This window comes from Pedomonas sp. (genome assembly GCF_036515995.1).
Classification (GTDB): domain Bacteria; phylum Pseudomonadota; class Alphaproteobacteria; order Sphingomonadales; family Sphingomonadaceae; genus Pedomonas.
The window spans coordinates 1-26,976 of record NZ_DATBUP010000219.1 but is presented as its reverse complement, the minus strand read 5'-3'; the positions used below and the strand labels follow the sequence as shown (position 1 = coordinate 26,976).

The 26,976-nt window shown below is 58.4% G+C and carries 18 protein-coding genes; 8 read left to right on the top strand and 10 right to left on the bottom strand.

The window, feature by feature from the left end; genetic code table 11:
- The first annotated feature begins 13 nt into the window (after window positions 1-13).
- Complete coding sequence (locus VIG90_RS16000) at window positions 14-670, top strand: TetR/AcrR family transcriptional regulator (protein ID WP_331594520.1); 657 nt, start codon at window positions 14-16, stop codon at window positions 668-670.
- A gap of 113 nt (window positions 671-783) precedes the next feature.
- Here VIG90_RS16000 and VIG90_RS15995 read toward each other — a convergent pair whose 3' ends face one another.
- Window positions 784-1,953, bottom strand: a complete 1,170-nt coding sequence (locus VIG90_RS15995; RefSeq protein WP_331594519.1) for an NADH:flavin oxidoreductase — start codon at window positions 1,951-1,953, stop codon at window positions 784-786.
- Between the two features lie 601 nt (window positions 1,954-2,554).
- Here VIG90_RS15995 and VIG90_RS15990 point away from each other — a divergent pair.
- Window positions 2,555-3,175, top strand: coding sequence for a lasso peptide biosynthesis B2 protein (locus tag VIG90_RS15990; protein WP_331594518.1), 621 nt, complete (start codon window positions 2,555-2,557; stop codon window positions 3,173-3,175).
- A gap of 9 nt (window positions 3,176-3,184) precedes the next feature.
- Complete coding sequence (locus VIG90_RS15985) at window positions 3,185-4,999, top strand: asparagine synthase-related protein (RefSeq protein WP_331594517.1); 1,815 nt, start codon at window positions 3,185-3,187, stop codon at window positions 4,997-4,999.
- A 448-nt stretch (window positions 5,000-5,447) separates the two neighbouring features.
- Here the strand turns inward: VIG90_RS15985 and VIG90_RS15980 are convergent, their stop codons facing one another.
- Together VIG90_RS15980 and VIG90_RS15975 are read right to left on the bottom strand one after the other, a co-directional pair.
- Window positions 5,448-8,693 (bottom strand): S8 family serine peptidase, encoded by a 3,246-nt coding sequence (locus tag VIG90_RS15980; protein ID WP_331594516.1) that lies wholly within the window; start codon window positions 8,691-8,693, stop codon window positions 5,448-5,450.
- Window positions 8,694-8,800: 107 nt separating this feature from the next.
- On the bottom strand, window positions 8,801-11,461 hold the full coding sequence (locus VIG90_RS15975; protein WP_331594515.1) for a TonB-dependent receptor plug domain-containing protein: 2,661 nt from the start codon (window positions 11,459-11,461) through the stop codon (window positions 8,801-8,803).
- Window positions 11,462-12,457: 996 nt separating this feature from the next.
- Here VIG90_RS15975 and VIG90_RS15970 point away from each other — a divergent pair.
- The 4 genes from VIG90_RS15970 to VIG90_RS15960 all read left to right on the top strand — a co-directional run bounded on the left by VIG90_RS15970 (window position 12,458) and on the right by VIG90_RS15960 (window position 15,529).
- Complete coding sequence (locus VIG90_RS15970; RefSeq protein WP_331594514.1) at window positions 12,458-12,676, top strand: type II toxin-antitoxin system HicB family antitoxin; 219 nt, start codon at window positions 12,458-12,460, stop codon at window positions 12,674-12,676.
- Window positions 12,673-12,807, top strand: a complete 135-nt coding sequence (locus tag VIG90_RS19915) for a hypothetical protein (RefSeq protein WP_414695514.1) — start codon at window positions 12,673-12,675, stop codon at window positions 12,805-12,807. The genes VIG90_RS15970 and VIG90_RS19915 overlap by 4 nt, the downstream gene beginning before the upstream one ends.
- A gap of 490 nt (window positions 12,808-13,297) precedes the next feature.
- Window positions 13,298-13,636 (top strand): hypothetical protein, encoded by a 339-nt coding sequence (locus tag VIG90_RS15965; RefSeq protein ID WP_331594512.1) that lies wholly within the window; start codon window positions 13,298-13,300, stop codon window positions 13,634-13,636.
- 45 nt (window positions 13,637-13,681) lie between these two features.
- Window positions 13,682-15,529 carry a type II toxin-antitoxin system HipA family toxin gene (locus tag VIG90_RS15960; protein ID WP_331594511.1) on the top strand — a complete coding sequence of 616 codons (1,848 nt, stop codon included), beginning with the start codon at window positions 13,682-13,684 and terminating at the stop codon, window positions 15,527-15,529.
- Between the two features lie 219 nt (window positions 15,530-15,748).
- On the opposite strand, the gene VIG90_RS15955 is transcribed toward VIG90_RS15960, so the two are convergent.
- The 7 genes from VIG90_RS15955 to VIG90_RS15925 form a co-directional block, all read right to left on the bottom strand.
- The gene (locus tag VIG90_RS15955; RefSeq protein WP_331594510.1) at window positions 15,749-17,230 is read right to left on the bottom strand and encodes a DUF3482 domain-containing protein; all 1,482 of its coding nucleotides are present in this window, start codon (window positions 17,228-17,230) and stop codon (window positions 15,749-15,751) included.
- Window positions 17,231-17,232: 2 nt separating this feature from the next.
- The gene (locus tag VIG90_RS15950; protein WP_331594509.1) at window positions 17,233-18,729 is read right to left on the bottom strand and encodes a DUF2868 domain-containing protein; all 1,497 of its coding nucleotides are present in this window, start codon (window positions 18,727-18,729) and stop codon (window positions 17,233-17,235) included.
- Between the two features lie 338 nt (window positions 18,730-19,067).
- Complete coding sequence (locus VIG90_RS15945) at window positions 19,068-21,353, bottom strand: TonB-dependent receptor (protein WP_331594508.1); 2,286 nt, start codon at window positions 21,351-21,353, stop codon at window positions 19,068-19,070.
- A gap of 162 nt (window positions 21,354-21,515) precedes the next feature.
- Window positions 21,516-23,246: an N-acyl-D-amino-acid deacylase family protein gene (locus tag VIG90_RS15940; RefSeq protein ID WP_331594507.1), complete on the bottom strand. Its 1,731-nt coding sequence runs from the start codon at window positions 23,244-23,246 to the stop codon at window positions 21,516-21,518.
- Window positions 23,243-24,448 carry an amidohydrolase family protein gene (locus VIG90_RS15935; RefSeq protein WP_331594506.1) on the bottom strand — a complete coding sequence of 402 codons (1,206 nt, stop codon included), beginning with the start codon at window positions 24,446-24,448 and terminating at the stop codon, window positions 23,243-23,245. The genes VIG90_RS15940 and VIG90_RS15935 overlap by 4 nt, the downstream gene beginning before the upstream one ends.
- Window positions 24,449-24,553: 105 nt before the next feature.
- A complete protein-coding gene (locus tag VIG90_RS15930; RefSeq protein WP_331594505.1) occupies window positions 24,554-25,519 on the bottom strand; it encodes an AraC family transcriptional regulator in 966 nt (321 codons plus the stop codon).
- 246 nt (window positions 25,520-25,765) lie between these two features.
- Window positions 25,766-26,635: a DMT family transporter gene (locus VIG90_RS15925; protein WP_331594504.1), complete on the bottom strand. Its 870-nt coding sequence runs from the start codon at window positions 26,633-26,635 to the stop codon at window positions 25,766-25,768.
- A 157-nt stretch (window positions 26,636-26,792) separates the two neighbouring features.
- Here VIG90_RS15925 and VIG90_RS15920 point away from each other — a divergent pair.
- Window positions 26,793-26,976, top strand: a 184-nt coding sequence (locus tag VIG90_RS15920) for a winged helix-turn-helix domain-containing protein (RefSeq protein WP_331594503.1), incomplete at its 3' end; no start/stop codon positions are given.

Genomic DNA, 26,976 nt, shown 5'->3' with positions numbered 1-26,976 from the left:
GGCGCAGGCAGCCTTGACGCATATTTCATCCACCAGGGTCCGCAAGGAGCGCGCAAAGGGCCGCAGCGCCTATCAGGTCAACCTGCGCCAGCAGACCCGCGCCGCCATTCTGTCCGGCGCCGCGCGCGTCTTCTCGCAGACGCCCTATGTCCATGCAACGATCGATGACCTGATCCGCGCGGCCAATATAAGCCGCGCCACGTTCTACCAGCATTTTGAGTCCAAGCTGGCGCTGGCCATCGAGATCTATGACGGCATCGGCCCCAACTGGCGAAGCCATTACGAAAAGCTGTGCGATCCTCAGGTGCGCCGCCCGGAAGGGCTGCGCCTGTGGCTCGACCAGCTGGTCCATATGTACACGGTACACGGCTACATCAGCGGCCTTGTGCTCCAGCTGGAATTGTACGAGCCCAGCTTTCGCGAGCGGCTGCACGCTGACCGGGCCGGGCTGATCCACCACCTGGGCGCGCTCAAGGTCCCAGGATTTGTCGAGACGCTGGGCGATAATCCAGAGGCCCGACTGCAGTTTGCAAGGGCCACTTTGCTGATGCGCACCATTGCTCAGGTCTGCACGGATGCCTCGGCCTATCTGGACGTTTTAGGGCCTGAGCTCACGGAACTTGAACTGAGGGCGGCAACCGAAAATCTGGCAGCCTTCATCAAATGCTAACCTGGCTTGCTGCAAGGCAGGCAGGAAAGCAGAGACCGGAGGGAACTGAGCATTCCTTGGGCTGCAAAGCGACAATATTGCGCTGGCTTTGATGAACCAGCTGGTGACCGCGTTCAGACCAAATGGCCGAGATGCTCGGTCTGATGCAGCAGCGGCTCCTCTGGATTGAGTCCGAAGATCTTAGCGCACCAGTTGGGATCGCTGAGCAGAGCGCGTCCCACCGCCACAAGATCGAATTCGCCCCGCTCCAGGCGTGCCGTAAGATTATCAAGAACAGCGCCTGTATCCGCACCGATGGGCGTGGCTTGCTCGACCGGCAAGCCGACCGAGCCCACTGCGATTGTAGCCGCACCGGTCAGTTTCTTGGCCCAGCCTGCCAGATTGAGGCCTGTCTTGCCGTCAACATCCGGGAACTCCGGCTCCCAGAACCGCCGCTGCGAGCAGTCGAGGACATCAACGCCCGCTTCTACCAGCGGGCCGAGCCACTGGCCAAGCTCTGTCGGGCTTGTCGCCAGGCGTGCCGTATAATCCTGCAGCTTCCACTGGCTGACCCGCAGGATAATGGGAAACCCCGGGCTGACCGCCGCGCGCACCGCGCGGATCAGCTCGGCTGCGAAACGAGCCCGCTCGGCAAGCGTCTTACCGCCGTAGCGGTCACTGCGCCGATTCGTCTCCTCCCAGAAAAACTGATCAATCAGATATCCATGGCCACCATGCAACTCGACCGTATCGAAGCCGAGCCGCTCCGCCGTCGCGGCGGCCCTGGCAAAGGCTGCGATGGTATCGGCAATATCCTCCTCGCTCATTTGCCTGCCCCGCGGCTGACGCGTTGAGAACAGCCCCGACGGGCTCTCGGCCTCGGGGCCGTCCTCCCAGACCTGCGCCTGGTTGGGGACGGAGCCCACATGCCAGAGCTGGGGCCCGATCCGCCCTCCGGCCGCATGCACGCTCTTAACGACGCTCGCCCAGCCCGCCAGGGGCACATCTCCATGAAAGAAAGGGATGTCGGCATGATTGCGCGCACCTGGCCGATCGATCGTTGTGCCTTCCGTCAGGATCAACCCGACATTGCCCACGGCCCGGCGCTGGTAATAGACCGCCACATTCGTCGTTGGGACGCCGCCCGGCGAGAACCGGCGCGTCATCGGCGACATGACCACACGGTTGGGAAGCGTTAGATTGCCAATCCTGAAGAGCTGACGCAAAGCATCCCACTTGCCAGAGGCGGACGTTTGCACCTGGTTTAAAGAAGCACCAGTATCCTTCGTTTTCAGCATGCGCATCCAATCGACCGTTTCTATCCAACCACCCTCGATGTGCAGCCTCTGGTATCAGCTCAAGCCCACCAACAATACGCAGTCTAGGACAGACGGGAGCCCTCGACCCCGGGAAATTTGGTCAGAAAGGCGGCGGAATTTGTCCAAACGGTCTGCCCCGACTTTGCCGAACGCCTTCTTGGCGTCAGATTATGCAGAATTCGGAATCTCCCCTTAAAAAGAAAAAATTTACCGAGAACGCGACAAGCGGAGTTAGAAAATCATATTTTGGTAAAATTCGATAGACGAAAAATGTATTTCTCATATTTGCTCTGCACTGATGCAGATAGATGATAAAATTCCCGGTAAAACCAAAAATCTTTTTATTATACTCATCCACAGGATAGACCCGCAACATAAGAGAACAAGCAATCAGAGATCACGCTTAATGATTTCAACGAACTTACCTGATCAACATGCATTGACTTTGGATAGTAGACCGACAGCCTCCCGCCCAAATCTTATTAATCAGAAAGTCGAAATGATGACTTTTCATCTCGCCGAACATGTACACACGTGTATTGCAAATGGACAAATAATTTTACTCGATACCCTTCATGATAGCTACATGGCACTGCCGCCCAATTTTACACCTCGTCTAAAAAGCTTGGTGTTTACCGGCAAAATTGATCCCAATGCACTTAATCAAAGTGCCGACGTTGATGGCGAGATTCGTGCTTTGATAAACACACTCCTCGATGAAAAAATTATTTCAGAAACTCGCCATCCAAAGCTCAGCAAGCCAAGATACTGCCCACCACCTCGGCGCGATTTGACTGATATTCTATATTACAGAACGGATCACCTTGGTCCGAAAATCATCTATGATTTTATCACTTGTCTTCTGAGGGCCCTCTTTTACGCAAAACTGCTCGGATTCTCGTCCACGCTCTCAAGGCTCACGAAACATCAGAAAAATACAACGGTCTGCACCGATGAAGAGCGTCTTTCCGAACTGGTCTATAATTTTCGCAGAATAAGACCGTATTTTTACACAGCATCGGATCATTGCTATTTTGACTGCATCGTCATCATTTTGTTCCTCCGGAAATACGGCTTTGATCCCCGCTGGATTTTCTCCGTGAAGACAGACCCATTTGAAGCACACTGCTGGGTTCAGGTCGGCGAAGTCATGGCAACCGACACTTTGGGCGCAACAGTCCCGTTCGTCCCCATACTGGTTGTCTAGGAGGCAACAATGGCACAATCATATTTTGCCGTTATTCCCAAGAGCACAGCCGACGAAGCGATCGCACATACTCTAGCTCAGGAAATTAAGCGGCGTCTGATCGAGTATCATACTATCCTGGATGCGCCCGGGCTCATTCTTCTCGTAGCGGGATCAGGCGACAAGGGCATCGATACCTATGTTCTTAATGACGGACAGGGAGTCGTCATTGGAACGCTGTTCTCCAGAGCTCAGGGACGCCCCTCGGGGCGAGTCGATCGCCAGATCGACCAAGCCGCGACCAAGGCCATTGTTAACTCAAAAGGCGCAAAACTCCTCGAGAACTATTGGGGACGGTATGCTGCATTCCTCTACGATGGCCAGACACGGCTGCCCACTGTGATCAGAGATCCAAGTGGATCTATCCCAATATTCTATTTCGAGACCAAAAATCTCATTATCTGCTTTTCTGAGATGGAGCACTTCGCAGCGCTTCGCCTGACTTCATTGACGTTTAATTACGAGCATATTGCGTTCTTCACACGCCTGCCTTTGATGGATTACCCGGATACCGGTTTCCACGAGATAAACAAGCTTGTGCCTGGACAGGGAATGACGATTGCCGACGGCAACGTCACAAAGTCCGTCTACTGGCATCCGCGGCAGTTCTGCGAGGGCGAGCAACTGAAGGACGCTCAAACTGCAACCCGGATTCTGCGCGAAACAGTCGAGGATGTCGTCCAGTCCTGGGCGGATTTGTATGATAATATTATCCACCGCCTTTCAGGCGGCCTTGATTCAACGATCGTTCTCGCCGCGTTGAAGAGCCCGTCGCCTGAGCGAAAGATAACCGCGATTTGCTACTATTCCGATGGCATCGATTCCGATGAGCGAGAACGCGCCAAAAACGCTGCAGAACATTATGACATCGAACTTTTATCCAAGAAAGATGTCGCTTCCGAAGTGGACCTGTCGCTCATAACGGAGTTCAGGGTGTCGGCCGAGCCGATTATGTCGCGGCACATTATGGCAAAGGCCACTTTCGAGCGCGATCTTGCGAGCCGATTGGACGCGGATGTTTATTTTAGTGGCGAAGGTGGGGACGGCATATTTGGTGCAGGCAGCCGGTTCTTTATCGAAGACTACATATCAAGAAATGGCTTTGACCGGGGCATTGTCAGTATTATCCAGCAGATTTCACAGGTCTCCCAAAGGTCGGTCTGGAAGATTCTAGGCAAAGCACTTAGATGCCATATTTCCGGGCACGACTGGGATATCACGTCGGATTTTTCTGATACCAACAGCGTTCATTTTGTATCCCAAGATTTCAACAAGCAGATTGATGTAAGGCAGCGCTTTGCTCATTGGCTACCTGATTTAGAAAGAATACCAGCTGCCAAGCAGCTCCATGTCGCAACCACTCGCCTGAGCACTCCTCTGCGCCGCTCCACTCATCCGAAAAACGAAATTTCCTGGTGCCATCCGCTATTATCGCAGCCCTTGCTGGAAGTCGTCTATAGAATTCCAACTTACTTGTTCTGCCATACCGGGGCCGATAGAGGACTGGCGCGGATGGCTTTTAAGGATCAAGGGCCCAAAAGAAATATATTTGCCCAATCGAAAGGTGGGATTAATAACTTTTACCAGGAAATAATACGATTAAATCATGACTTTCTCAGGGATTATATTATGAGTTCGACCCTGATCAAAGACAGGATCCTATCCAAAGAAGCCGTCGAAAAAGCATTACGTTTTTCCATCGAAGACAATATCAACCCGAATCCTCAGATTATCGACATCATGGGTGCCGTCATATATTGCAATAGGTGGAAGCATTCTATCTGAAATCAGGCTCAGATTATCTAAAGAGATTATGCCCATCCGGAAATTGAAGTTTTCGCCATGACGAAAACATCTCAACAAAACGCTTTTATAATTAAAATACCACTGATCTGAAATTTGTCGTATTTTTTCATAATCGCGAAGCCCAGTCGAATACAACATATGCAATCAGATAATACATTCCATATTGATTTGAGCTTACCGTTAACACCTTTTAATATTTTTTAGCCACCCAGCCGTGGCGTAACATATTTAGAAAGGACACTGAGAATGGTTACGAAGTTTGGCCGTGCCAGCAAGCTCACCAAAGGTTCGCCGTGGATGCGCCCTGCAATGGATCCGTTCGACGCAAGCGGCATGTATATGTAATCTTAAGTAAAACAAGGGACATGTGACCAAGCGGTCACATGTCCCTAATAGTAAGATATCGAATATCCGCTTCGATGGTTGCCTAGCAGCTCACCTGACCACCCAATGGGCGTCTTTGCAGCGGAATTGCCTCAGAGCTTGCGACGACACGCTTGTAATACTTCGGCGCTTTGACGAGCCAGTAATCCATTTTCTGAAATTGACTATCAATGAGTTCGACATAACGGCAGACTTGGTGTTTTCGTCTGACCGACGCCGGTGCAACGGCTTCTGCAAGGCTGAAATCAACTGAGTCAATCGTAGTGACTGCAGAAGCATCTGGGGACTCAGCCGACGCAAGCATAATCTCATAATTGAGCAAGGTTGGTTGGCGATGATCGAGCAGGGCGTCAACCGCGAGAAACCACCTGCCCACCGGCGGTTTAGCCATAACGAAGCCCGCCTTGCCGGATCCAGCCCCGGAAAGCCGCGCATAGCAGCGGAAAACCTTGCACTCCATCAATGTGAAAGTGAGCGGCACGTTTGACCCGCTATCATGGTCTTGCAGCCGTGCTTCCGCAACAATGCGCAGGGTATTCTCGGGTATATCAATTGGAATGAGCGCCGGCGGTATATTTTGTCCGGTAGACACCTGTCCTCGAAACCGCTGCCCTTCGATGACGCGTGCTTCAGGGGACGCAAGCTTGGATGCCACCGCGTCCCAATTCGCAGCCTCGTCCATGAGGCCGCCTGCTGGCTGAACATCACTGCTGTCATTCGACACGACAGCTTGCACTGAAAGGCTATAGGTTTTGCCCGGTTGTGCCCCGGGCAAGCTGACCCACCAAAGGCCCTGGGCCGGGAGAAAATAGGACTGCTCAACTCGCTCGATAGGTTGGGCGCCGACCTCCTCGCTTATATCGGCATGCAAAGCGGCCAAGCGTGGACTCTCGATGTACTTGTCAATGTGCAAACTGTCTTCGCCATATGGCGCATAGATCAATGGCATGCCTTCGTACTTTGGTCCACCTGACACAGAAACCTGAAGCGCTCGCGCCTTATCCGGAACATGGAAGAAAAAAAGAGGGGGGCTGTCACCAGTTGCCGTTGCCGAAAGAACCGCCCGTCGAACTGCGTCACCCTGAAGCTCTCGGCCTGCCACGACCGTCAAAGGAATTCTGGCCGCAGGAATCCTGGCCTTTGGATCGAAAAGCTCAAGAAGGGCAGAATGCACGCCCTCGGCCTGCGGAGCGATATGAACCTGGATTTCCGCCGACTTGTTCAAAGGGAGCCGAATGGTATTTTGCATCAGTTTGAAGGCCGAGCTACGTTCACCGACGAAGCGCAAGAGATATGTCTCTTCCCCTTGCCGACCAGAGGTGCGCCGAAGCTGGATGGAGCGAGTGTGGGTCGCGCCAGGCGTCCACCCCGCGATCTCATATAGGCCCTCCCCCCGATTGGGCCGGGCGAAATACGGACTGAACGGCGTAGCAACCGGAGCATCAACAGAGACAATCGCAGGCTTGGTGCGAAGGCTCTTCTGCAGATAGTCCCATGCTGCCACGACGTCTAACACGCCGTTTCCTTCTTCGTACGGCGCAAAACCATCAATATGCCGCGCCGAGTTCAGAAGAGCGGCGCGGATATCGGACGCTTTTACGTCCAGACCCGCCTGCCTGGCGGCACTCCAAAGAAGCGCCCCTGCACCGGCCGCAACCGGCGCCGCCATTGACGTGCCGCCCGGACAATCAAGCCGGGGGAAAGGAAGAATATTAGGACAGCCATATAGATCAGTCTGCACATATTCCAGGCTAGGAGTGATGAGGCTGCTCGGCGCAAGCAAGTCCGGTTTAAGTCGGCCATCTTCTGTCGGGCCAGTTGCAGAAGGAAAGCGGTGCGGAACAGGATTGCGTTCGCCGGTCATGAATGACTGCACCCGCGGGGAATGATATTGCCCAACGGTAATAACCATCTGTGCACTTTGAAACTGGCGCACGGTATTGGGACCATTGGTTGTCGTGTTGCCAGCCGATGCAAATATGAGCTTGTCCAGTTTCAGAACGATGCGGTCGGCAATGACCGAAATCACACTCTCCTTCCAGTCGATAATGTCCTTTGGCCCAGTCTGGATGGTGATGATATCAACGTCTTTCTGCCTGGCTGCCTGGATAAGCCCTTCGATAAGCGATGCTGTTCGATAGAGATCAATATTCGTCAAATGCAGCCTAGCTGCCGGGGCTACGCCAGATAGTGAACTGCCGAAATACCGGTGGCCGGCTGCCGCCAAGGCAACCGAGACTGTATGATTATACGGTACCGATACGACAACGCCTTCGTCATCACGACTGGGGATGATAAGAACCGGCGCCTCGGCGATGTAACCCTCCGGCTGCGCATAGGTCATGTCTTCGAACCGAGTGTATTCTCTCGCGCACTCTTCGTCGGAAAGGTCGAGATCCGCATTGAGATCAAGATAATAACAACCTGTTTTGGCATCATGAACTAACAGAACGAAGCGATTACCCGAAGAGTCCTGGAGCGATGAAGCACCAGTCATTATGGGAGCGAAATATTTTCCGACGCGATATGACCCTTGACGTGGGACCTTAATTTCATAGGTTTCGAACTTCATTATACGACCGCTGGTTAACGCAGTGTCTGTCAGGCGGACAAAATTCTTCTCCAAGCGACCACCAGGATTTTCATACAGTTCCTGCAAGGGGGCGTCAGGATCAAAGGCAAAAGCGGTGTCAATCCCGGTAATTTTCTCAACAAAGTTGCCATTGATATCAAGCGCATGCTTAAGCTCTGGCATGAACGGATCGACAACTCCCTCGACAATGGCGATCGTTGTGCCACGACCATCAAAGGTCGGGTTGGCCTTCTTGAAGCTGACTATTCTGGACTCTTCAAAGCCATTTGGATCGCTGTCGGCGCGTAAATTTTTTAGATAATTCCGAAAATCAACTTTTCTGTTGGAATGGTCACTGGCCGTTTGTATCGATGCCTTCGCTGCCCGGTCGCTTGCAAGAAGGTATTGCCCGCCTTCGGTCGCTGCAGCGAGCACAGCATCATGCGCTGCGAGTCTGATCATATCCTTTGTTGGCGCGCGCACGCGCAAATAGCCAACTGGCTCGAAGTTGTAGCGAATGGCAACACCATTCTTCTTTAGATAGTCTACATACTCTAAATGTCGGCCATCTTTAGTGGCCATTATCAAAACTGTATACTCACTACCCGAAGCAATATTCCGGGCCAGTATCTGGCGGTCCAGAGGAGATAGAACGGCTGCATTCAATGAGGAGGACAGGAATAGTGAGGCGATCAGAAAGAGGGCGAGAGATTTCATTGCTATTCTCCAGGGATACGCGCTCGGATTTTCTGTAATGGCCACACGTGGGCATTGGTGAATTGTCAGAAGCTGACTCTCGCGGCCTTCAGAAAAGGCATCTGGAATTACCAGCGCTTGACAATGTTGAATGAAATGAAGCGCCCGGTAGCGTCGGCATTAGTTGGATCAAAGCCGATTTTTTGATCGGCGTTTTCATAAAATGGCGGATCGTTCTCGAAGATATTGTTTACATTAAGACGGACGGAAGTGTTTCTCAGCAGTCCAAAGGTGACTTTCTCGCTTATTTCATAGGCAATTGTCAGGTCAATCGTCGTCCACGAATTAATTTTTCTATCATGGACCGGATCTTTATAACTGTCGGTGTAATTGATGTCGGTTGACAGCAGTAGCCCGTTTTTGAGCTGCCATGAGACAGTACCTCTCGCGCGCAGGTCGACCAGGTTACCAGGCGTATCCAGGAAGCTGCGCTTTGGTGTCGTGCTCGATAACTGTTTCTCATAATCCAGAAGATATGTGGCGGAGAGGGACACTGCCAATATGCCTGCCTCTTCAAGATCCGCCGAGTATGTGGCTTGAGCATCAATGCCGGACACAGATATTTCACTGATATTCCGGAGGCGCCAGTCGTATGCGGCCGCAACTTGCCCTGGAGCGGTACAGTCGCCCGGCGATATAAACCAGTTTTGCGGATCTACCAGATTGCAATATGATTGGACCTGATCGAGCGACGGGTTGCGGACAACCAAACCAGATAGCGCTGGGTCTGCCAAGACGAGGGTCGGGAACGGCAGGCGGTCGACGAGATTGTCGAAATTAATTGAAAAATAGTTCGCCTTTAGCCTTAGCTCCGGCAACTGCTGAGGTGCGATTTCCGCTCCGATTGTCCAGGTATCTGCAGTTTCGTTGCGAAGATCACGTTCAGCGCCGTTGACGACCAGAAGGCGCGTCTGCCCGCTTGGTGACAGAGGGTCCGCAACCGGGATGGCCGAGAGCGAGGCCGTAGCAGTCAGTGCGTTCAGGCTTGGAGAGCGGAACGATGTGCCATAGCTGCCATTAATTCTTAGACCTGAGAAAGGCTCCCAGACTAAACCGATGCGTGGATCGGTAGACGTCTGCCGGTCACGGCTCTGTTCTTGTGGCTCGCGACTGCGGTCCTTATGGCGTTCATGACGTGCAGAAACCGATAGCTCTAACCGGCGAAATCCAGCTATATCGTTGGAGGGGCTAACGAGGGGGATGAACAGCTCACCGAATATTGCAAGAACCTCTCTGCTAAGATCGGCATTCAAGCTTTCCGAAAAGCGGTTATCGGTTTCGTAATGATAGTCACGGTAATCGATGCCGAAAGCTGCGCGCAGTGTATTGCCCCAGATCTGTGCGACATCTCCGTCGGAAGTTATATTGGCCTGGAGAACGTCGGCATCGATAATGATCCTGTCTTTCCTAAACAGTCCCGATATCAGTGCAGGCGAGTTGCTGGTACCGCTGCCAAAGGGGTTCAGCGCGGGCTGTGAAGGGCTACCGATAAGGGCGGTTGTCAACGCTGCATAATCAATCTGATCAATTATTGTCCTGCTCTTGTCGCGGCTATAACTGACGTAAGCTTGGGTTTGCCACTGCGAGCCCATGTCGATGTTAAGCCCGGAACTGCCGCTATAACTCTCTGATGCGCCGCTTACCTCGACTGGACCATGTTCTTTGGTGAAAGAGTAGGCGACGAAAACAGGGGCCCCGTTTCCGTTGGCGTCAACGTAATAAGGGTTTCCAGGCGTGACCGTGAGCAGCGCCCAGGGTGGCGCGCTATGGGAAGAGAAGCGCCGGTGTCCATATCTTCCCTCGGCAAACAGTGCTATCGCGGGAGTTAGTTCCTGACGGAGATAGGCGAAAACACTATGCCGGCGCTGCTCCGGAAGCATGTCGATATACTGGTTTTCATCGGTAAAGTTAGTCTGCTCCGGACCCAAAAGCTGTCCAGGAGTTAGGTTACGTCCGTCCTGGCCCGGAGGAATTGCAAAGAGCACGGCCGATGTCAAAGGATTGATTATATTGCCCGGCTGTCCATAAATTAATCTATAGTCCTTTCCTCCCTGGCTCCGCAGGTCTTGCGTACGGGTAAATGGGCGATCATCCGCGGGCAACCTGTCTCTGTGATAAAATTCGTAGGAGAGGAATAGGCTACCGCTACCCCATCGCTGGCCGCCAGATTGGCCGAATTGATATTCCTGAACCGATGCTTCCGTTGCAAAGCCGTAGCGAGCACGCGCCTCAAATCCCTCATAATCTTTTCTTAAGATAAAGTTTACCACGCCTGCGACCGCATCGGAGCCGTATACCGCCGACGCCCCGTCAGGAAGGACTTCAACGCGTTCAAGTGCGGATATTGGAATAAAGGAAATGTCCGCAACGCCACCGTCTTGCCCGACAGCTGGAACGCGGCGACCGTTGATGAGGACAAGCGTGGCCAGATTGCCAAGGCCACGTAGGTTGATTGTCGTGCCATAGCCAACATTCTGACTGGATGCGGGGTTCTGTTGGCGCTCGCCTGTGGCGCCGCCTCCGAAGTTCTGGAGTATATCCTCTGACAGATCGCGAGCGTTCGCGTACCCTTGCCGATCGATTTCTTCCCGATCAATCGTGATAAGATTGCTGCCAACGGGTGCATCCAGGCCGCGAATATGGGAGCCGGTCACCACAATGGTGTCGGGTTCTTTCGAGTTACGAACGCCAGTCTCGCCAGCGGGTGGCTCAGTGTCCCACGGCTCCATACTTGCTTTCCGCGCTCCGCCCGAGGACGGGCTGACAGTGGCAGCCTCCAGAGCCGGTGTAGAATTCTGGTCAGGGTCAGCTTTTTCGGATGTCGTAGTATGTCCCGGATCCCCGCGCCTGAGAGTTGGCGGCGCTTGCACTGAAGCAGAGGCGCGCGCAAAGGCAGACGGCGCTATGCACGGGACGATCACTATGGCGGTTGAGGCAATGAGAGCTGCTTTAAACAGCATATGCGGGCTGTTTATCATTTTTGTTACCCCCGGTTATGTTCTCAGGAACGCCGTACCGTGACATCGCGAATTATTGGATCTGCAGCGGCCCTGACCAGGGCTCGCGTCCTTTTTCTCAAATCGTAAGTGAACTGAGCCGTGCACTCTTCCTGGTATCAGACCAGACGGCATTGATATGGTGGAAACCGCTGAATTACCGCCCTGTCTGACGTCCAATTTTCGAGATTGACGTTTACGCAGAGGCAGCGAACACAACTTAGAAAGAATGTCATCTATCGGGAGCTGATGCCATACTGATGACGAACAGAAATCAATGCAAACAGAAGATTAATATCTCAACGCTTTTTTTTAAAAACCGTTCTCGTCTGACCGCTGGCATGCGATGAGACCTTGAGGATGTAACACAATTCTTCTTCCTGCAAAACAGCCCCAGCGGTGACTTGGATTAATTATTACTGATACATCCTGCATTATGTTTGTCACGATTTTATTATTCAGATGAATTATTCAAATTCATAATATTGTCTTCCACTTATATGAATTAAATCGCTCGGCATAACAGGCAAATCCACCTATAATTATTCTGCGCGACCGCAAAGGCGACTGTGAAAGACGCTTGGCAGCCCCGGTCTGGCATGCTGTTTTCTGCTAGGCCGCGTCGGCCTTGAGGCTTTATGGATCTGTCCGCCCTCAAGGGGGCCTGCCATGGCGAGTACAAGCGGCCTGCGATGCAAAGGAATATCTGATCAAGTTAGGAGTAAGACCATGAACACGATGATCTACAAGGGGTACATGGCACGCGTCGAATTTTATGCCGAAGATGAGATCCTTGTGGGGCATGTTGCTGGCATCAATGACCTGGTGAGTTTCCACGCCGAGAACTCGCACGAGCTTAAGGCTGCATTCCAGGAGGCGGTTGACGATTACCTGGAGACGTGCGCCAAGGCTGGCAAGGCCCCGAGAAACCCTACTCCGGCAAGATGATGCTGGGTATTGACCCCAAGGTGCACGCCCGCGCCGAGTTAGCCGCTCAGTTGGCTGGCATGGGCATGAACCGTTGGGACGATCCGTTACTGAGGGAGGCGGCAGACAGGGCCGCCGCACGGGCCTTTTAGGTGTGCCCCAGGAATTCCACGCCAAGCGCACTGAATTCCGACTAGTGGCTGTCAACGACGTCGATGGCCACGCTTTATACGTAAGAGCATCTCGCGGATGGCCTGCGGCTTTCAGGGCGATATCGGCCACCTTATCAGGCTTACGGCCACATTGCCCGGATAAACGTGGCGAACGGTCTGTCAGCCTTTATCGCTGAGCAACAGGATGACCCAGTTTAAGAACAACAGCTGCACACACTGCTTGCCGGCAATCAGGACTGCAGGGCATCGGCGGCAAGATCTGCAGCAAGGCCCGTAGTCGCCCCTAACACCAGGCCATCAAGTGCTGCCGCGCGCATTGCACGGATGAGCTCGGCCGCGAACCGGGTCCGCTCGGCAAGCGTCTTGCTGCCATAGCGGTCACTGCGCCGGTTCGTCTCCTCCCAAAAAACTGGTCAATCAGAAAACGGTCAAGTATCGCCCGATCGCGGCCTCGGTCACGGAGGCCGGCATGATCGGGCCTTTACCGATCGGCCGACAGAAGGGCGGCGGCCAGCTGCGGCTCGATGCACTGCGGTTTCTTGGCGCAACCGGGACGCCCTGTATCGTAGCGGATAACGACGGATCCTTTACCCACAACAAGCGGATGAACCGTCTCGCCACGATCCAGGAGTATTATGATCGCGCGTGCGCTCGATCGTGGGGTGCCCGAGGAGAAGCTCCCGCGCTCAATGTCAACGTGAAGGTCATCCGGCAGCACCAGCATCTGCTAGCCGGGACCGGTCCGGATCGCTTTGTATGGTCCGGAATTATCCCGCATCTCAGATGCGCGATAATTCTTGCCTTTTGAGATCGAGAATGGAATTATCGCGCATCTGAGATGCGGGATAATTGCATGGCGATCCATCTGGTTGGCGAAACGATCGATGCCAAGCGAGCGCATCAACGCGCGCAGGCGGGCGAGCTCATCCAGCTCGTGCGGGGCATCTATGTCGACCAAGATGTCGATGCCGACGCCGCCATCCTAGGCCATGCGGTACGCATTGCTCATTATCTTTACCCGAGCGCCTATCTCTCGTCGGCGAGCGCGGCACTCCTCGCGCCGACGCCGGATGGGCGGCTTTTCATTAGTGGCCGCCGCAATCAACGGACCCGGTTGCGCAGCTTGGAGATCGTTCAGAACCAGGCGCCACCGCATCCCTCGACGGCCGCGGCTGTGGTTGGAGATGACTTGGGCGAACTGCGCATCAACGTCTCCTCGCCACGCCAGCGCTTCCTAGAAGCCTTTCGCCTGCGCAGCGAACATGCCAGCGCAATCACAGCGGAGATGCGCCTGCAGATGGCCGCGCGTCTCGTTGAGGAGTACGGCACGCCCAAGGAGGCCGCCGATGCGGCCTGGGCGCTGGCGCGCGAGAATGGCTGGTATCGCGAGGGCGCAGGCGCCGAGCGCTTTCTTCTCGCGCAGCCAAGTACGGCCAAAGCACCAGCCAACAAGGCTGCGCTCGACCTGCTAATCGCCTGGCATGGCGAACCGCTTGGTCACCTAACCCATGACGGCTTTGAATGGCGCTGGAAGCCGGCCAGGCGTTCAGGACCAGCACTAGTCCGAGAAACCACGCCGGGCAAACTCCCGGCCTTTGTCGAATCGTTGCTGCCGGAAGGCTGGCTGGCCCAAGTGCTCCAAGAGCGCGACGAGCGCGAGGCGCTCAAGCGGGGGCGGCGCTATATGTCCAATATCACCGTGGTCGAGGCCCGCGACGAACTCGCAGCCCTGCCAGCGGATATTCTGACGACAAGATTGGACGGCTTCCTCAAGGGGGGGCGCTTCACCGGCCGCTATGCAGGGCCAGCGCGCGGCGCGATCGAGGAGAGTTTCGAGCAGAACCTCGCGCGAATCTTCGCCCGCGCCGAGACGCCGCGCCTATCGGGCGTTCAGATCAAGGCGCCGATGCACCTCGCAGCCGATGGCACTCTCTTACCGGCCGTTGACCTGCCATTCACCCATATCCTGAAGCCTGCCGGAGCGGCCGGCTTCGAGATGCTGCCGATCGTCGAATGGCTCTGCCTGGAGCTGGGCCGCGCCGTCGGCTTTGCAACGCCGGATGTCGCGCTGACCCCGATGCCGGACAGCATGTCGCCCGCGCTTATCGTTGAGCGCTTCGATATTCGCCAAGGACCGGACGATAAGCGCCGGCTTGCGCTCGAGGATTTCTGCTCGGTCCTCGATCTGCCGGCGTCGGCGAAATATAACGGCACGATCGAGCGCATGGCGCGCGGGTTGCGGCCGCTTTCGACGGATCCAGTCGCTGACCTCGACATTCTGTTCCGCCGCGCGGTCTTCGCCTGGCTGATCGCCGATGGCGACATGCACCTCAAGAACCTTGCACTTCTCAAGATCGCCGAGCCAGATGCGAAGGCCTTCACCTCGGTTCGTTTCGCGCCGCTTTATGATGCAGTCACGACGCGGGTCTTTCCAGGCCTGGGGGGCGATCGCATGGCGCTCAAGCTCAACGGCAAGGATGATCGGCTGGCGCGCCGAGACTTCATGGCGCTGGCGCGCACGATCGGCTTGCCCCAGGGCGATGCGGACACAGCCATTGCCGAGGTGACCGGCCGTCTTGCGAACGCCGTCGAGATCGTCCGGCTGCCGGGCTTCGCGGCCGAGGCTACAGCTAGCGTCCAGGACCAGGTATTGACGCTTGCAAGCGAGCGCTGCGCCTTGCTCGCCGACGATGCCGGCTAGGTCATAGCTCGAGCCGGATCTGAAGTTCGGCTAGGTATTCTGCACTCATATCCGCTAAGCCTATGGTCTACACGCTCAGGCCGATACCGAGTGCCTCATCAGGCTCGCGACCGCATAGCCCGGCTAAACGTCGTGAACCGTTTGTCAGTTTCTATCGCTGAGAAACAGCATAACCCAACTTAAGAGCAGCAACTGCATGCACTGCTCTCGGGCCTATTGTCAGGTTTGCGCGGCAGCCGTACCTGGATAAAGCCTGGACAGTACGCGGCTGGTCACGGCGGACAAAAGCGCCTGCAAGGGGGCAATATGCTCGGCGGCTGGCATTTCTTTTCCGCTCGCATAAATCCTGCCGATCTCGGGCTGGCTATCCTCGAGTTCACGCCTGACCATATCCAGCCAGAAGGCAGGATATTCCCCTTCTTCCCAGTTGCCGCGGCCGCGCCCGAAATGAGCAACTGCCAGGTAGCGCAGAATGGCGGCGCCGATGATTTCCGTGAAGAACGCCTCCGACCAACGCACACTGGCCCCGTCAGCGCCTGTCGCCATATTGACGCCGCGGGCAAGCCCCCCTGCCCCCAGCGCGCCGATGATGGCGCCGACGATCAGGCCCCCACCCAGGGTCAGGCCGCCGGCGGCAAGATCAGCAGCAAGACCGGTGGCCGCCCCTGACACCAGGCCACCAAGTGCTGCCGCTGCCCCTTCGGGCGTTTTCTCGCGATGGGAATAATGCTGCGCCACGCGCTCCAGAATGCGGTGGCTCGCCTTGCCGGAGAGGTTGTGAAGGCGGATCAGGGCATCCGTTGAGGCCCGATTGCTTGCCTCGAGCCGCTCTGCCAGTTTTCCCATCGCCTCACGGACTTCGGGCCGCTCGCGCCCCTTCGAGAACAGCATCTCGCCGAGCCGGCGGTGCCAGCTGGCGTCGCCCACCGCCTCTTGGTCGGTTGCTGCATCTGCTAAGGCCCGTGCAAGAACGGCCATAGAGTCTTCAAAGCGGGCCCGGTTGAGCTCGGACCAGCGCGCGATCAGCCCGGTCATCGCCGGGCGCTTCTCATCGGGCAGCAGCGGGGCAATCGTCTCAAGGAGAATGCCCTCCTGGACCCAGCAGCGTGCAAAGGCATCCAGCGGGAGGACGCCGGCCAGGTTCACGGTCCCCTCGACGGCCTGCCGCCAGCGCTCGATTTCCTCAGCAGCTCCAGCTCGGGGAGGCCCCATCTGATTGAGCAACAGCACGACCGGCTTGCCGATCCACGACAGCACTTCCATCTCCAGCGGCACATAGGCCGCCGCTGCCGGATCTTCACCGGCATTGACAAGGTAGAGAATGACATCGGCCTGCTCGCGGGCATTCCGGACGGCCTGCTGACTTGCCCACAGCGGGCGTTCGCGCCAGCGGTCCCACACCTGACTCAGCAGCCAGCCCAGGGGGTTGCCCGCAAGGCGCAGGCGCTTAAGCAGCCGCGCCGTATCTCCGAACCCGGGCGTGTCCCACAACATCAAGGTATCTTCGCCAGCCTGCACAAGGACGTACCCGGACGCCAGTTCGGTCACATGGGCTGCATCGCGCACCTCGCCGATGTCGCGGCCGAGCAGCGTGCGCGCGAGCGTCGTCTTGCCCACATTCGTGTGGGAGATCAGGCTGAGATTGACGACAGTGCCTGTGCCGGCGACCTCGGCAAGAAACTCAGGACTATGCTCCGGCATGTTCAAACCTCCAGCCCCGGGTCCTGAATGAGCGCGGCCTCGAGGCGCTGCGCGGCATTCTCTTCCATGCCTGCCAAATCCATGACCAGGGGTGCAATGCCTGCTCCGGCCAGAACGCTCTCCCACGCCTCGCGGCGGGCGGCAACGCGCTGCTCAAGGTTGCCCTGGCCTGCAAACTGGCGGCGAAAGCCGCTCTCGTCGAGGATCGCAGCCAGCACGGTCCCGTTGCGGTCGCCCGCAAGCCGCTCCCGCAGGGCATGGGCAAGCCGGCCATGGTTCTCGGCCTCGGGCGTTGCTGAAAGGGCAAACAGGAGAAGGTGATAATCGTCGTCAGGCCGCAACGTTGCCTGCCCCAGCCAGTGATCTTCCGCCCCATAGCTCACCGGCTCATCAAAGTAGAGCCGCACCCTGTCGCCCAGGGCTTCGGTTACAAGCGCCTTCAGCCGCTCCTTGACCTCCGGGGCCGGCTGATAGGCATAGGAGGTCACCCGCACCGCCAGGGGCGTTCCATCGGCGCTGCGAACCAGGCGGCGAATATAGAAATCCTCGCGACCCGGCAGCGGAAACCAGGCCGTAAGCCGATACGCCCGGATAGCCTGCCAGCCGGCCAGCAGCAGGCGCGGGATGACAACAATGCCAAGGGCCGTTGCGGTGAACAGGTGGATCCAGGGCGCCGCATCGCCGCCGTTGCCGACGCCCTTCGCCCAGCGCAGCGCGGCGATGCCTGCGACCGGCGGGATGGCAATGCCGGTCGCAAGGCTTGCCGGGCCAAGCAGGCTTGACAGCAGCGCATGGACCTCGGCCGGCCCTAAAAAGGTGCTCTCCCAGCCTGCGCGATATTCAACGGCCAGCGCCCGGACGTAGAGCGAGGCGATCAGTCCCAAAGCAAAGAAGGCGGCCCCCAGATGGAGCGTGCGCGTAGCCCGGGCCACCGCCAGTGGAGCCGACGCCTCCCCCCAGTCTCGGGCAAAGCGTGCGAGCGCGCGCGCCATAGGCGTCGAGCGATCTTTATGGCGCTGACCAAAGCCCGCGAGCCAGGTCAGCAGCCGGGTCAGTCCCGGGGGACGAGGCCGGCTCTTGCGCTTCTTAAGCGGCCATAATGCCAGCCAGAGATAAACAGCGATATTCCAGAGGACGGTGCCGATGAAGGGAGCGGCGATCAGGTCCAGCCTGCGCCCGTTGCCAAGCTCGTTGACGAGCATGCCTGCGATGAGGGCTGCCAGTGGCACGGCCCAGCCGATCCAGCGCGGCCAACGGCTCAAGGCAAGTGCACGTCCGATCGCCGGGAACCGGGTCGTGGCCCGCGTGGCCGCGACGGCCGCGCGGCGCGCCAAGTAGATGCCCTCGGTCTTTCGATTGCCTTTCGTCAGGGAAGAGCGCGCCGCCAGGTCAGCCTGCCTGCGGTCTTCCTCCGTCAGCAGATTGCCACTGCGATCTTCAAGCTCGATCGCACGGACAAGCAGGACGCAGCGCGCATCGTCTTCTCTCAATTCGGGCACCTTCCCTTATCTGCTCGCCATTTCAAAACGCTCACAGCCTCAAAGGGAAAGCGCGACGATCCTCTCAAATGTAGCGGTCCATCCGGCAATTGACCAGCGGCGCGGCCGGCAGGCCTGGCAGCTCCCATTCTGGGCGAACCAGGCTGGAAGGCGCAGGAGCGCAGTCAAGGTCTCTACCTGACGCTGGATGCGGTGCCCCGCTCCTGTCCGCGGCCCGCCGAGCAGGCTTCACGGCATGGGCGAACTAACCGTTTGCAAGGGCGGACCTGCCGGTCCGCCCTTGCCAAGGTCTTTGATAAGGCCCGCATGAGCCGGTGCGTATAGCACCAATCGCTGCATCAGAAGCTGTAGTTCAGCTGCAGCCCGACCGTGCGGGGCTGGCCATAGGTATAGCCTTGTCCCGTGTAGCCGGTCAGGGCATTGCCAACCGGCACGATGTTCGCCCAGTACTTGTTGTCCAAGAGATTGCGCGCCCAGAGGCTAACCGACCAGGGATCGCCCCCGTCGCGCTCGATGGTCCATGTCAGGCGGGCGTCAACCACCCCGTAGGACGGGATGGCGGCGTTCTGGCGCCCGGGCACGGCCGGTCCGACGCCGCCGGTGACAAAAGCGCGGTCCTTCCAGCTCCAGCTGACAAAGAGGTCGAGGCTATCCTCGCCAAGGCGGGCAAGCGTTGCATCGAGCGAGGCGGAGAAGCTGTGTTCGGGCGCGTAGGTGAAAGCAAAATAGTCCGCCAGGTTGTCACCGACCCGGTAGGGCGATTCAGGGTTAGTCGCAGGGTCGAGCACGCCTCCGGGCTCTGCCAGAACCGACTTCAGCTTGGGCTTGAGCCATGTCCAGGACCCGCTGATGCGAAGGTTATCAGAAAGGGCCGCGGTCAGTTCTGCTTCCAGACCCGCCATGCGGCCCTTGCCCGCATTCACGGTCTGGGAAATCGAGGTTGCCCCGATCTTGGGCTGCATCTCGATCTGGATGTCATCGTAATCCATCCAGAATGCCGCCAGATTGATGCGCAGCCTCCGGTCAAACAGGTCGGATTTGAGGCCGGCTTCATAGTTGACCAGCGTCTCGGGGCGGAACGGCGCGTCAAAAATCAGCGCGCCCTCGTCCGAGCCCCCTGCCCTGTAGCCGGTCGAGATCTTGAGATAGCCATTGATGTCATCTGCAAAGGCGTAGCTGATCGTAGCGGATGGATTGAACTTGCTGAACTTCTGGCGATTTTCAAGGCCAAGGTCGGACGTCTCGGAAATGACAGTGCCGCTGGCAAGACTGATGGTCTGTCTCTCATCCCGCTGCGCCCGGCGCCGATCCCAAGTGTAGCGGGCCCCGGCAATGAACGACAGGCGGCCCTCCAGGATATCCGGTGTCCACTCAAGCTGGCTGAAGGCCGCGACCGAGCGGGAGTTGACCCACGTTGTCCGATCCCGGCTGATGGAAAGCGGGCTTGTGCCCTTCTGCCCGGTAATGGTGAGGACATTGGAAAAGTGCCTCGCCTTTTCCTGGAAGAAATAAAGGCCCAGCACATAGTCGAGTGTCTCGCCGACCGAGCCGACCAGCTGGAATTCCTGGGAGTACTGACGGCTCTTGATAGTGTCCGAGGGGCGTACGTTGGTGACCTGGTTGACCGCCGGCGTGCTCCAGATTTCATGATAATCCTGCACGGAATTCGCATTTAAATACCGGTAGCCGGACAGGGAGCGCAGCGTCAGGGCATCGCTGGCCTCAAGCTCGATCGCCAGGCGATGGCCGTGGTAGCGTGTCGTCGTCTCGGGCAGATCGATGCCCCGGTAGGCCCGGCCCCGGGACGAGGCATAGCCCGGCAGGAAACCCTCAAGCACATCGTTATTGTAGTAAAGCGCCGTGCTGTCGACCCGGCCAAGGTCATAGGCATAGTCAACTGTGGTCCGCTCACCCGGCGTCCAGCGCACGGCAAGCTCGCCGCCCACCTGCTCCATGCCGCCAAAGTCTGCCCCGCCGCTGTTCTTGGTCCAGCCCTGCCGGTTGGAGGCCAGGAGCGTAAGCTTGGCCGCAAAATCGCCTATGGCGGGCAGATCGATATTGGTCAGCGCGCGCAGCGTATCGAGCGTGCCAGCCTGGAGACTTCCGCGAACGCCCGCCTCTCCGGTCGGCTTGCGGGTGATGATGTTGACGGCGCCTCCCGTCGTGTTGCGCCCATAAAGGGTCCCTTGCGGGCCGCGCAGAATTTCCACGCGTTCGATGTCCGCCATGTCGATGGTGGCGCTCTGCGGTCGGGAGAGGTAAAATCCATCCAAATAAAGACCAACCGCGCCATCCTTGGTGATCTGGTATGGGTTGGTGGTTCCCATGCCGCGTATGAACATCATCACCGTGGTCGGCGAATTGGGATAGGGCGACGTATAAAGGCTGGGTGTGGACGTCGCGAGATCAGCGATGGAGGCGACACCGAGTTTCTGAAGCGCGCTGGTGTCGAGTGCGGACATCGCAATCGGCGTCTCCTGCAGGTTCTCTGCCCGCTTCTGGGCGGTGACGACGATATCATCCAGGCCTGCAGAAGGTGTTCCCTGCGCCAGCGCAGCGCCGCCGGTGAGGACGGGCTGCAGGGCCATCAAGGACAAGCTGGCAAGAAACCGAAATGTGCTCATGAGAGTCTCCCCACGCGCACGCACGGCAGCGGCAGGAGATTACGGCTCTCCTCCATCGCGCTGCACGCAGTGCGTCCTTCTATGAATGAGTGTCAGCAGGGCCGCCCGGCCCGCGCCGCCGCCATGCCCCCGGATCCGGGGACGGCAACGGCGATGGCCGGGTTACGAAGCCGGGGGGCTGATCCGGTTCGCGCGGATGAGGCGCCCCGGCAGCATGCCGGTCCCCTCCCCGTTGCGGCGTGTGACAACACCGCTGACGATGGTTGCCCGGTAGCCTTCCGCATCCTGCAGCACGCGCCGCCCGCCCGCTGGCAGATCCCAGGTCACCCGCGGGATGCCAAGCGACAGCTTGTCATAATCGATGACATTTATATCGGCCTTGTACCCGGGCCTGATGCGCCCCCGGTCGACAAGACCGAAGACCTCAGCCGGTTTTGAGGTCAGGCCCCGCACCACTTCGCTCAGTGGCAGGCGCGGACCGATGGTGCGCTCGCGCGTCCAGTACTGCAGCATGAATGTGGGCAGGCTTGCATCGCACAGGAAGCCCAGATGAGCGCCTCCGTCACCCAAACCATAGATGGTATGAGGATGCACCAGCATCTGCCGGGCAACCTCCAGGTTGCCCTCGGCAATGTTCACGCTCGGCAGCAGCAGCACGCCCTGGCAGTCATCCTCCAGCATCACATCATAAGCCTCCGCCTCGGGGCTGGTGCCACGGGCAGCCGCCAGCGCCGTCATGGAGCGGGAGGGATGCGGCTCATAATCCGGCCGGCGCCCAAGCGCATACATGGCGCTGAACGTGCGGATATGGTTCGCTGCGACATGCTCGGATGGGTCGGGCATCTCCCCGATGATGGCGCCCCGAACCTCGGGGTCATGCAGGGCAGCGCGCCGCTCCACCACAGGCAGCTCGGCGACCCGCTTGAAGGTCGGAGTGAACGAAAATGGGTTGAGCCCCAGCTCGAACCCGAGCAGCATACCGATCGGCCGGCCGCTGACCTGGCCGCGAATGGCAAGACCATCGGCCTGGCAGGCCTCGATCCAGTTCAGGATCTCCCGCCATTTACCCGGCACATGATGATACTGCATCAACGAGACGGAAAGAGGCAGGCCCGTCGTCTCGGCCACCCGCCTGAGCATGGCCAGCTCGGTGGCCGGATCATCAAAGTCCGAGACCACCTGCAGCGCGCCGCCACCTCCAGCCTTCACCCCTTGCGCAATGGCGGCCAGTTCCTCCTCGCCAGCCCGCAGTGTGGGAATATTGGTGCCATCGCTCGAGCGGTGATTGAGCGTTCGGGATGTTGAAAATCCCAGAGCGCCGGCTGCGATCGCGTCCCGGGCATGCCGGGCCATGGCGTGCCGGTCCTGCTCTGTTGCCACCTCGCGCTCGGCCGCCCGCTGTCCCATGACGTAGACCCGCAGCGCCGCATGCGGCACCTGGGCGGCCACGTCCATGTCGAACGTCCGGTCGGATAGAAAATCGAGGTAGTCGGTAAAGCTCTCCCAGGCCCAGGGCAGGCCCGCGCTCAGAACCGGCTCGGGCAGGTCTTCAACCCCCTCCATGAGACGCACCAGCCGCTCTCGGTCCTCAGGCCGGCACGGGGCAAAGCCGATGCCGCAATTGCCCATGATGGATGTGGTCACACCATGGCAGGACGAAGGCGCCAGATGATGCTCCCACGTCACCTGGCCGTCGTAGTGGGTGTGGACATCAATGAACCCTGGCGTGACGAGAAGACCCCTGGCATCGATCTCCTCGACGCCCGTGCCTGCAAGACGGGGCTCAACGGCAGTGATGATCTCGTTGCGAATACCGATGTCCGCAACCCTCAGATCATCGCTGGTGCCGTCCGCCACCATGCCTTGGCGAACAACAAGATCAAAGGCGCTCATGGGCGGGCGACCTTGTACAATGCGGCGGCATTGTCGCGCAGGATCCAGCTCTTCTGCTCGTCGGTCAGGTGCGTCGTCTGCACCTTCAGCAGATCCCGGCTCCAGGGCCAGGTGGAGTCGCTGTGCGGGAAATCGTTGGCCCACATCAGGCGGCGCGGGTTCATCATGTCCACCATCCGGAACGCCGTCCAGTCGTCCTGGAAGGTCAGGTAGACATTCTCCGAGACGTATTCGCTGGGCAGGCGCTGCATGTCGCCCACCTTCATCCAGAAGCGGTGGCGCTTGTAGCCGTGGTCCATGCGGTAGAGGAAATGCGGCAGCCAGCCAGCATCCGCCTCGACACAGACCACTTTCAGATCCGGGTGCCGCTCGAAAATGCGGCCCCAGACGAAGATGCCGATGATATCCTGAATGGACTTGAGCAGGGCCTGGCTGGCATTTTGCGCGGGCCCTCGGTGGGTGCTGGCACGCTCGCCGGCCTTGCCGACGCTGTTCGGGCCATCCGAGCGGCTGGTCAGGATATGGAAGCTGAGCGGCAAGTCCAGCTCGACGGCCGCCCGCCACAGCGGGTCAAAACTCGGGTGATCATAGTCTTCCTCGGTGCCTGGGTTGCCCGGCATCATCACACCGCGAAAGCCCATTTCCTTGAGCTGGCGAAAATCTTCTATGGCCTCGCTGATCGAGCGCACCGCAGTCTGGCCAAGACCCAGCAGCCGGTCGGGCGCCGGAGCCATGAATTCCTCGCTCATCCAGCGATTGTAGGCCCACATGCAGGCCTGCTTGTAGTCCGTGTCATAATGGTTGCAAAGCACCATGCCGACGGACGGGTAGATAACCTCGGCCACGATCCCGTCCTGGTCCTGATCCTGGATCCGTGCCTTGCCGTCCCAGCCGCCGCGGTGCAGATCCGCAAATTTGGTCTCACCCTTGCGGATATCGCGCGGATTTTTCCCGGCAGCCGCCACGATGCCCATCGGCACGGCGCCCGGCATGCCATCGATCACGAAGCTGTCGCCGCCGTCACTCTCCTCGAGCACGCGCGGCGCACGGTCACGGTATTTGGGATCAATATAGTCGACATAGCAGTGCGGCGGCTCGGTGACATGTGAATCCGCCGAGATCAGGCCGGTTGGAATGGTGTTGGTCGCAACAGCCTCGGCGTTGCTGTCGATCATCTCGAGGATCGGGTTGCCGGTATTCACGAGACATCTCCCCATGTTCTTTTGCTTCTCAAGCAACTGTATGAGTGCGATGGCCCTCGAGACCATGACTGATCGTCCGGAAACGTTTGCCCAGAATCCGGTCCGTTAATTCAGGAAGGCGTCCCAGTGCGTGCCGGTGCTGAATTCGCTCCCCTGCTGACGGTTCTGTTTTCTGAAATGAAGCGGGCTTTGACCGCAGTGGCGACGAAACGCGCGCGTGAAAGCGGCGGGCGATTCAAAACCGCATTGCCAGCTGATCTGCGCGATGGGCTCGCTGGTTGTTATCAGCAACTCCTCGGCCTTGCGCATTCGCCGCTCTGCCACATACCGCATGGGGGAAAGCCCGACCTCGCGATCAAACGCTTCCATAAAGGACGACCGGGCCAGCCCTGCCAGCCGAGCCAGCTTGTCGACCGACCAGTCTGCCTGAGGCCGCAGGTCGATCATGTGGACAACGGAGCGGATGGAGCTGGCAAGGGGCAGGTCAGCCGCCCCTGTCTCTCCGGTCGACCTGCTGTTGGCAAAATGGATCAGCGCCTGTGCAAGCAGGTAGTGGCCCAGAAGCTCGATGAGCACATCCGGTACGGTATGGCGCGGGGACTGGATCAGGGACTCGATGACCGCACTGACGTTCACATCCGCCTCGGTCTGATACCCGAACGCCCCGGGCAGGGCCGCAAAAATAGGATGCGGGTTTGCAATGTCGAACCCGCAGACAAGCATGCTGGCCGTCGGCCGGCCTTTGCCGGCGCGGATGACCGGAACAATGGTGTCATCATGACGACGGGTAAAATGACCCGTGCGTGATGCCGTCTGCACATCGGCCGCCTCGTCTGCCAGAATGCACGGCGTCTTGCGGCTGAGAAGAAGACACTGCCCGGGTGTCGTCAGGGTCAGGTGATGGCGCCCGGCAAGAAAGAGACGACACCTGCCGGTCAGATGAAAGACCAGGAGCAGTGGATAGTTATTGGCAATATGAAGTGCTCCTGCATCGAACAGGCGGATGTTGCCAAGCGCGCCTGCGGTCAAACCTGCCCCCCGCAAGGTGCCCGAGAGTTTGTTGAGCGCCATCGTGCCTCACCTCCGCTGCCATCTGCGAGGCGTGATCATATCTGGCTGGCCGGCCAGGCGAACTCCCCGCTTCCATAGCGTTCGGGCATAGGGCTGCGATATTGCCGAAAATACCGGGGGGCAGGGTCTGCCGTTTGCCGATCTCACGGCCGCGCCGCCTCCGATTGAGCCAAAAGCCCCTTGCAGATCCTGAAATGAAAGGCCGTGCCGACGGTCAGTAGCCGCCGGGATACCGGCTGTCCCGCTTCAGGCGAATTTCCGGGCAAAAGCCACGCAAGCAACGCAGAGACCGGTCGCGCCGATCATGGCCCAGGCGATCGGCTCGCCGAGCAGCAGTCCGGCAAGCGCCAGGCCGAAAAACGGCTGGAGCAGTTGCAGCTGACCGACGCTCGCTATGCCGCCTGCTGCCAGGCCGCGATACCAGAAGACAAAGCCGATCAGCATGGAGAAGACCGACACATAGGCGAGCCCCAGCCAGGGCAGACCGCCGGTTGACTCCCAGGACGGCGGGCGCGTCGCCAGTGCCACGAGCAGCATGGGCGGCAGAGCAAGCACCAGCGCCCATGAGATGACCTGCCATCCCCCGAGACGGCGAGAGAGTTTGGCCCCCTCCGCATAGCCCAGGCCGCAGACCACAATTGATGCGATCATCAAAAGGTCGCCTGCCAGCGATGCTGGCCCGCCATAAGAGAGCGCAAAACCAACGACCGTTGCGCTGCCGAGGCAGGAGAACAACCAGAACAGCGGCTTCGGCCGTTCGCCGCCGCGCAGCACCCCGAAGAGGGCCGTCGTGAGCGGGAGCAGACCGATGAACACGATCGAGTGAGCCGAGGTGATCGATTGCAGCGCCAGCGCCGTCAGCAGGGGAAACCCGATGACAACGCAACAGGCGATAACACTCAGCGAGACGAGATCCTGACGCTGCGGGCGGGCTTGCCGCCAGAGCATGAGAAGCGCAGCACCCAGCAGCGCCGCAATCACGGCCCGGGCTGATGTTAAGAACAGCGGTGAGAAGCCTTGAACGGCGACACGCGTTGCCGGCAGCGAGCCGCTGAAAATAAGAACGCCGAGCAAGCCGTTGCCCCACCCTTCAATCGATTTTCTGATCTGGTTCATGATACCTCGCCTTTCAGGCCCGGATTAGACGATCCGGGCTGGTCTCATCAGTTACAGATCAGTACAATTTGGCCGAACTGTACTGGTGAGAGGGTCCATACACTTGGGCGAGTTTCGAAAAACGGACGCTTTGACGGGAGCACGGACCAGCGATGTCATGAGAGCAATCCGCGCCAAGGTGGCAAGCCGGGCGCTGGCTCCGGGCGATCGGCTCCCATCCATCCGCGGCTTTGCCCAAACCATGGGGGTCTCGCCCTCGACGGTCGTTGAGGCCTATGACCGGCTCGTGGCGGAAGGGCTCATTCGCGCCCGGCCAGGTTCGGGCTTTTATGTCTGCGCCT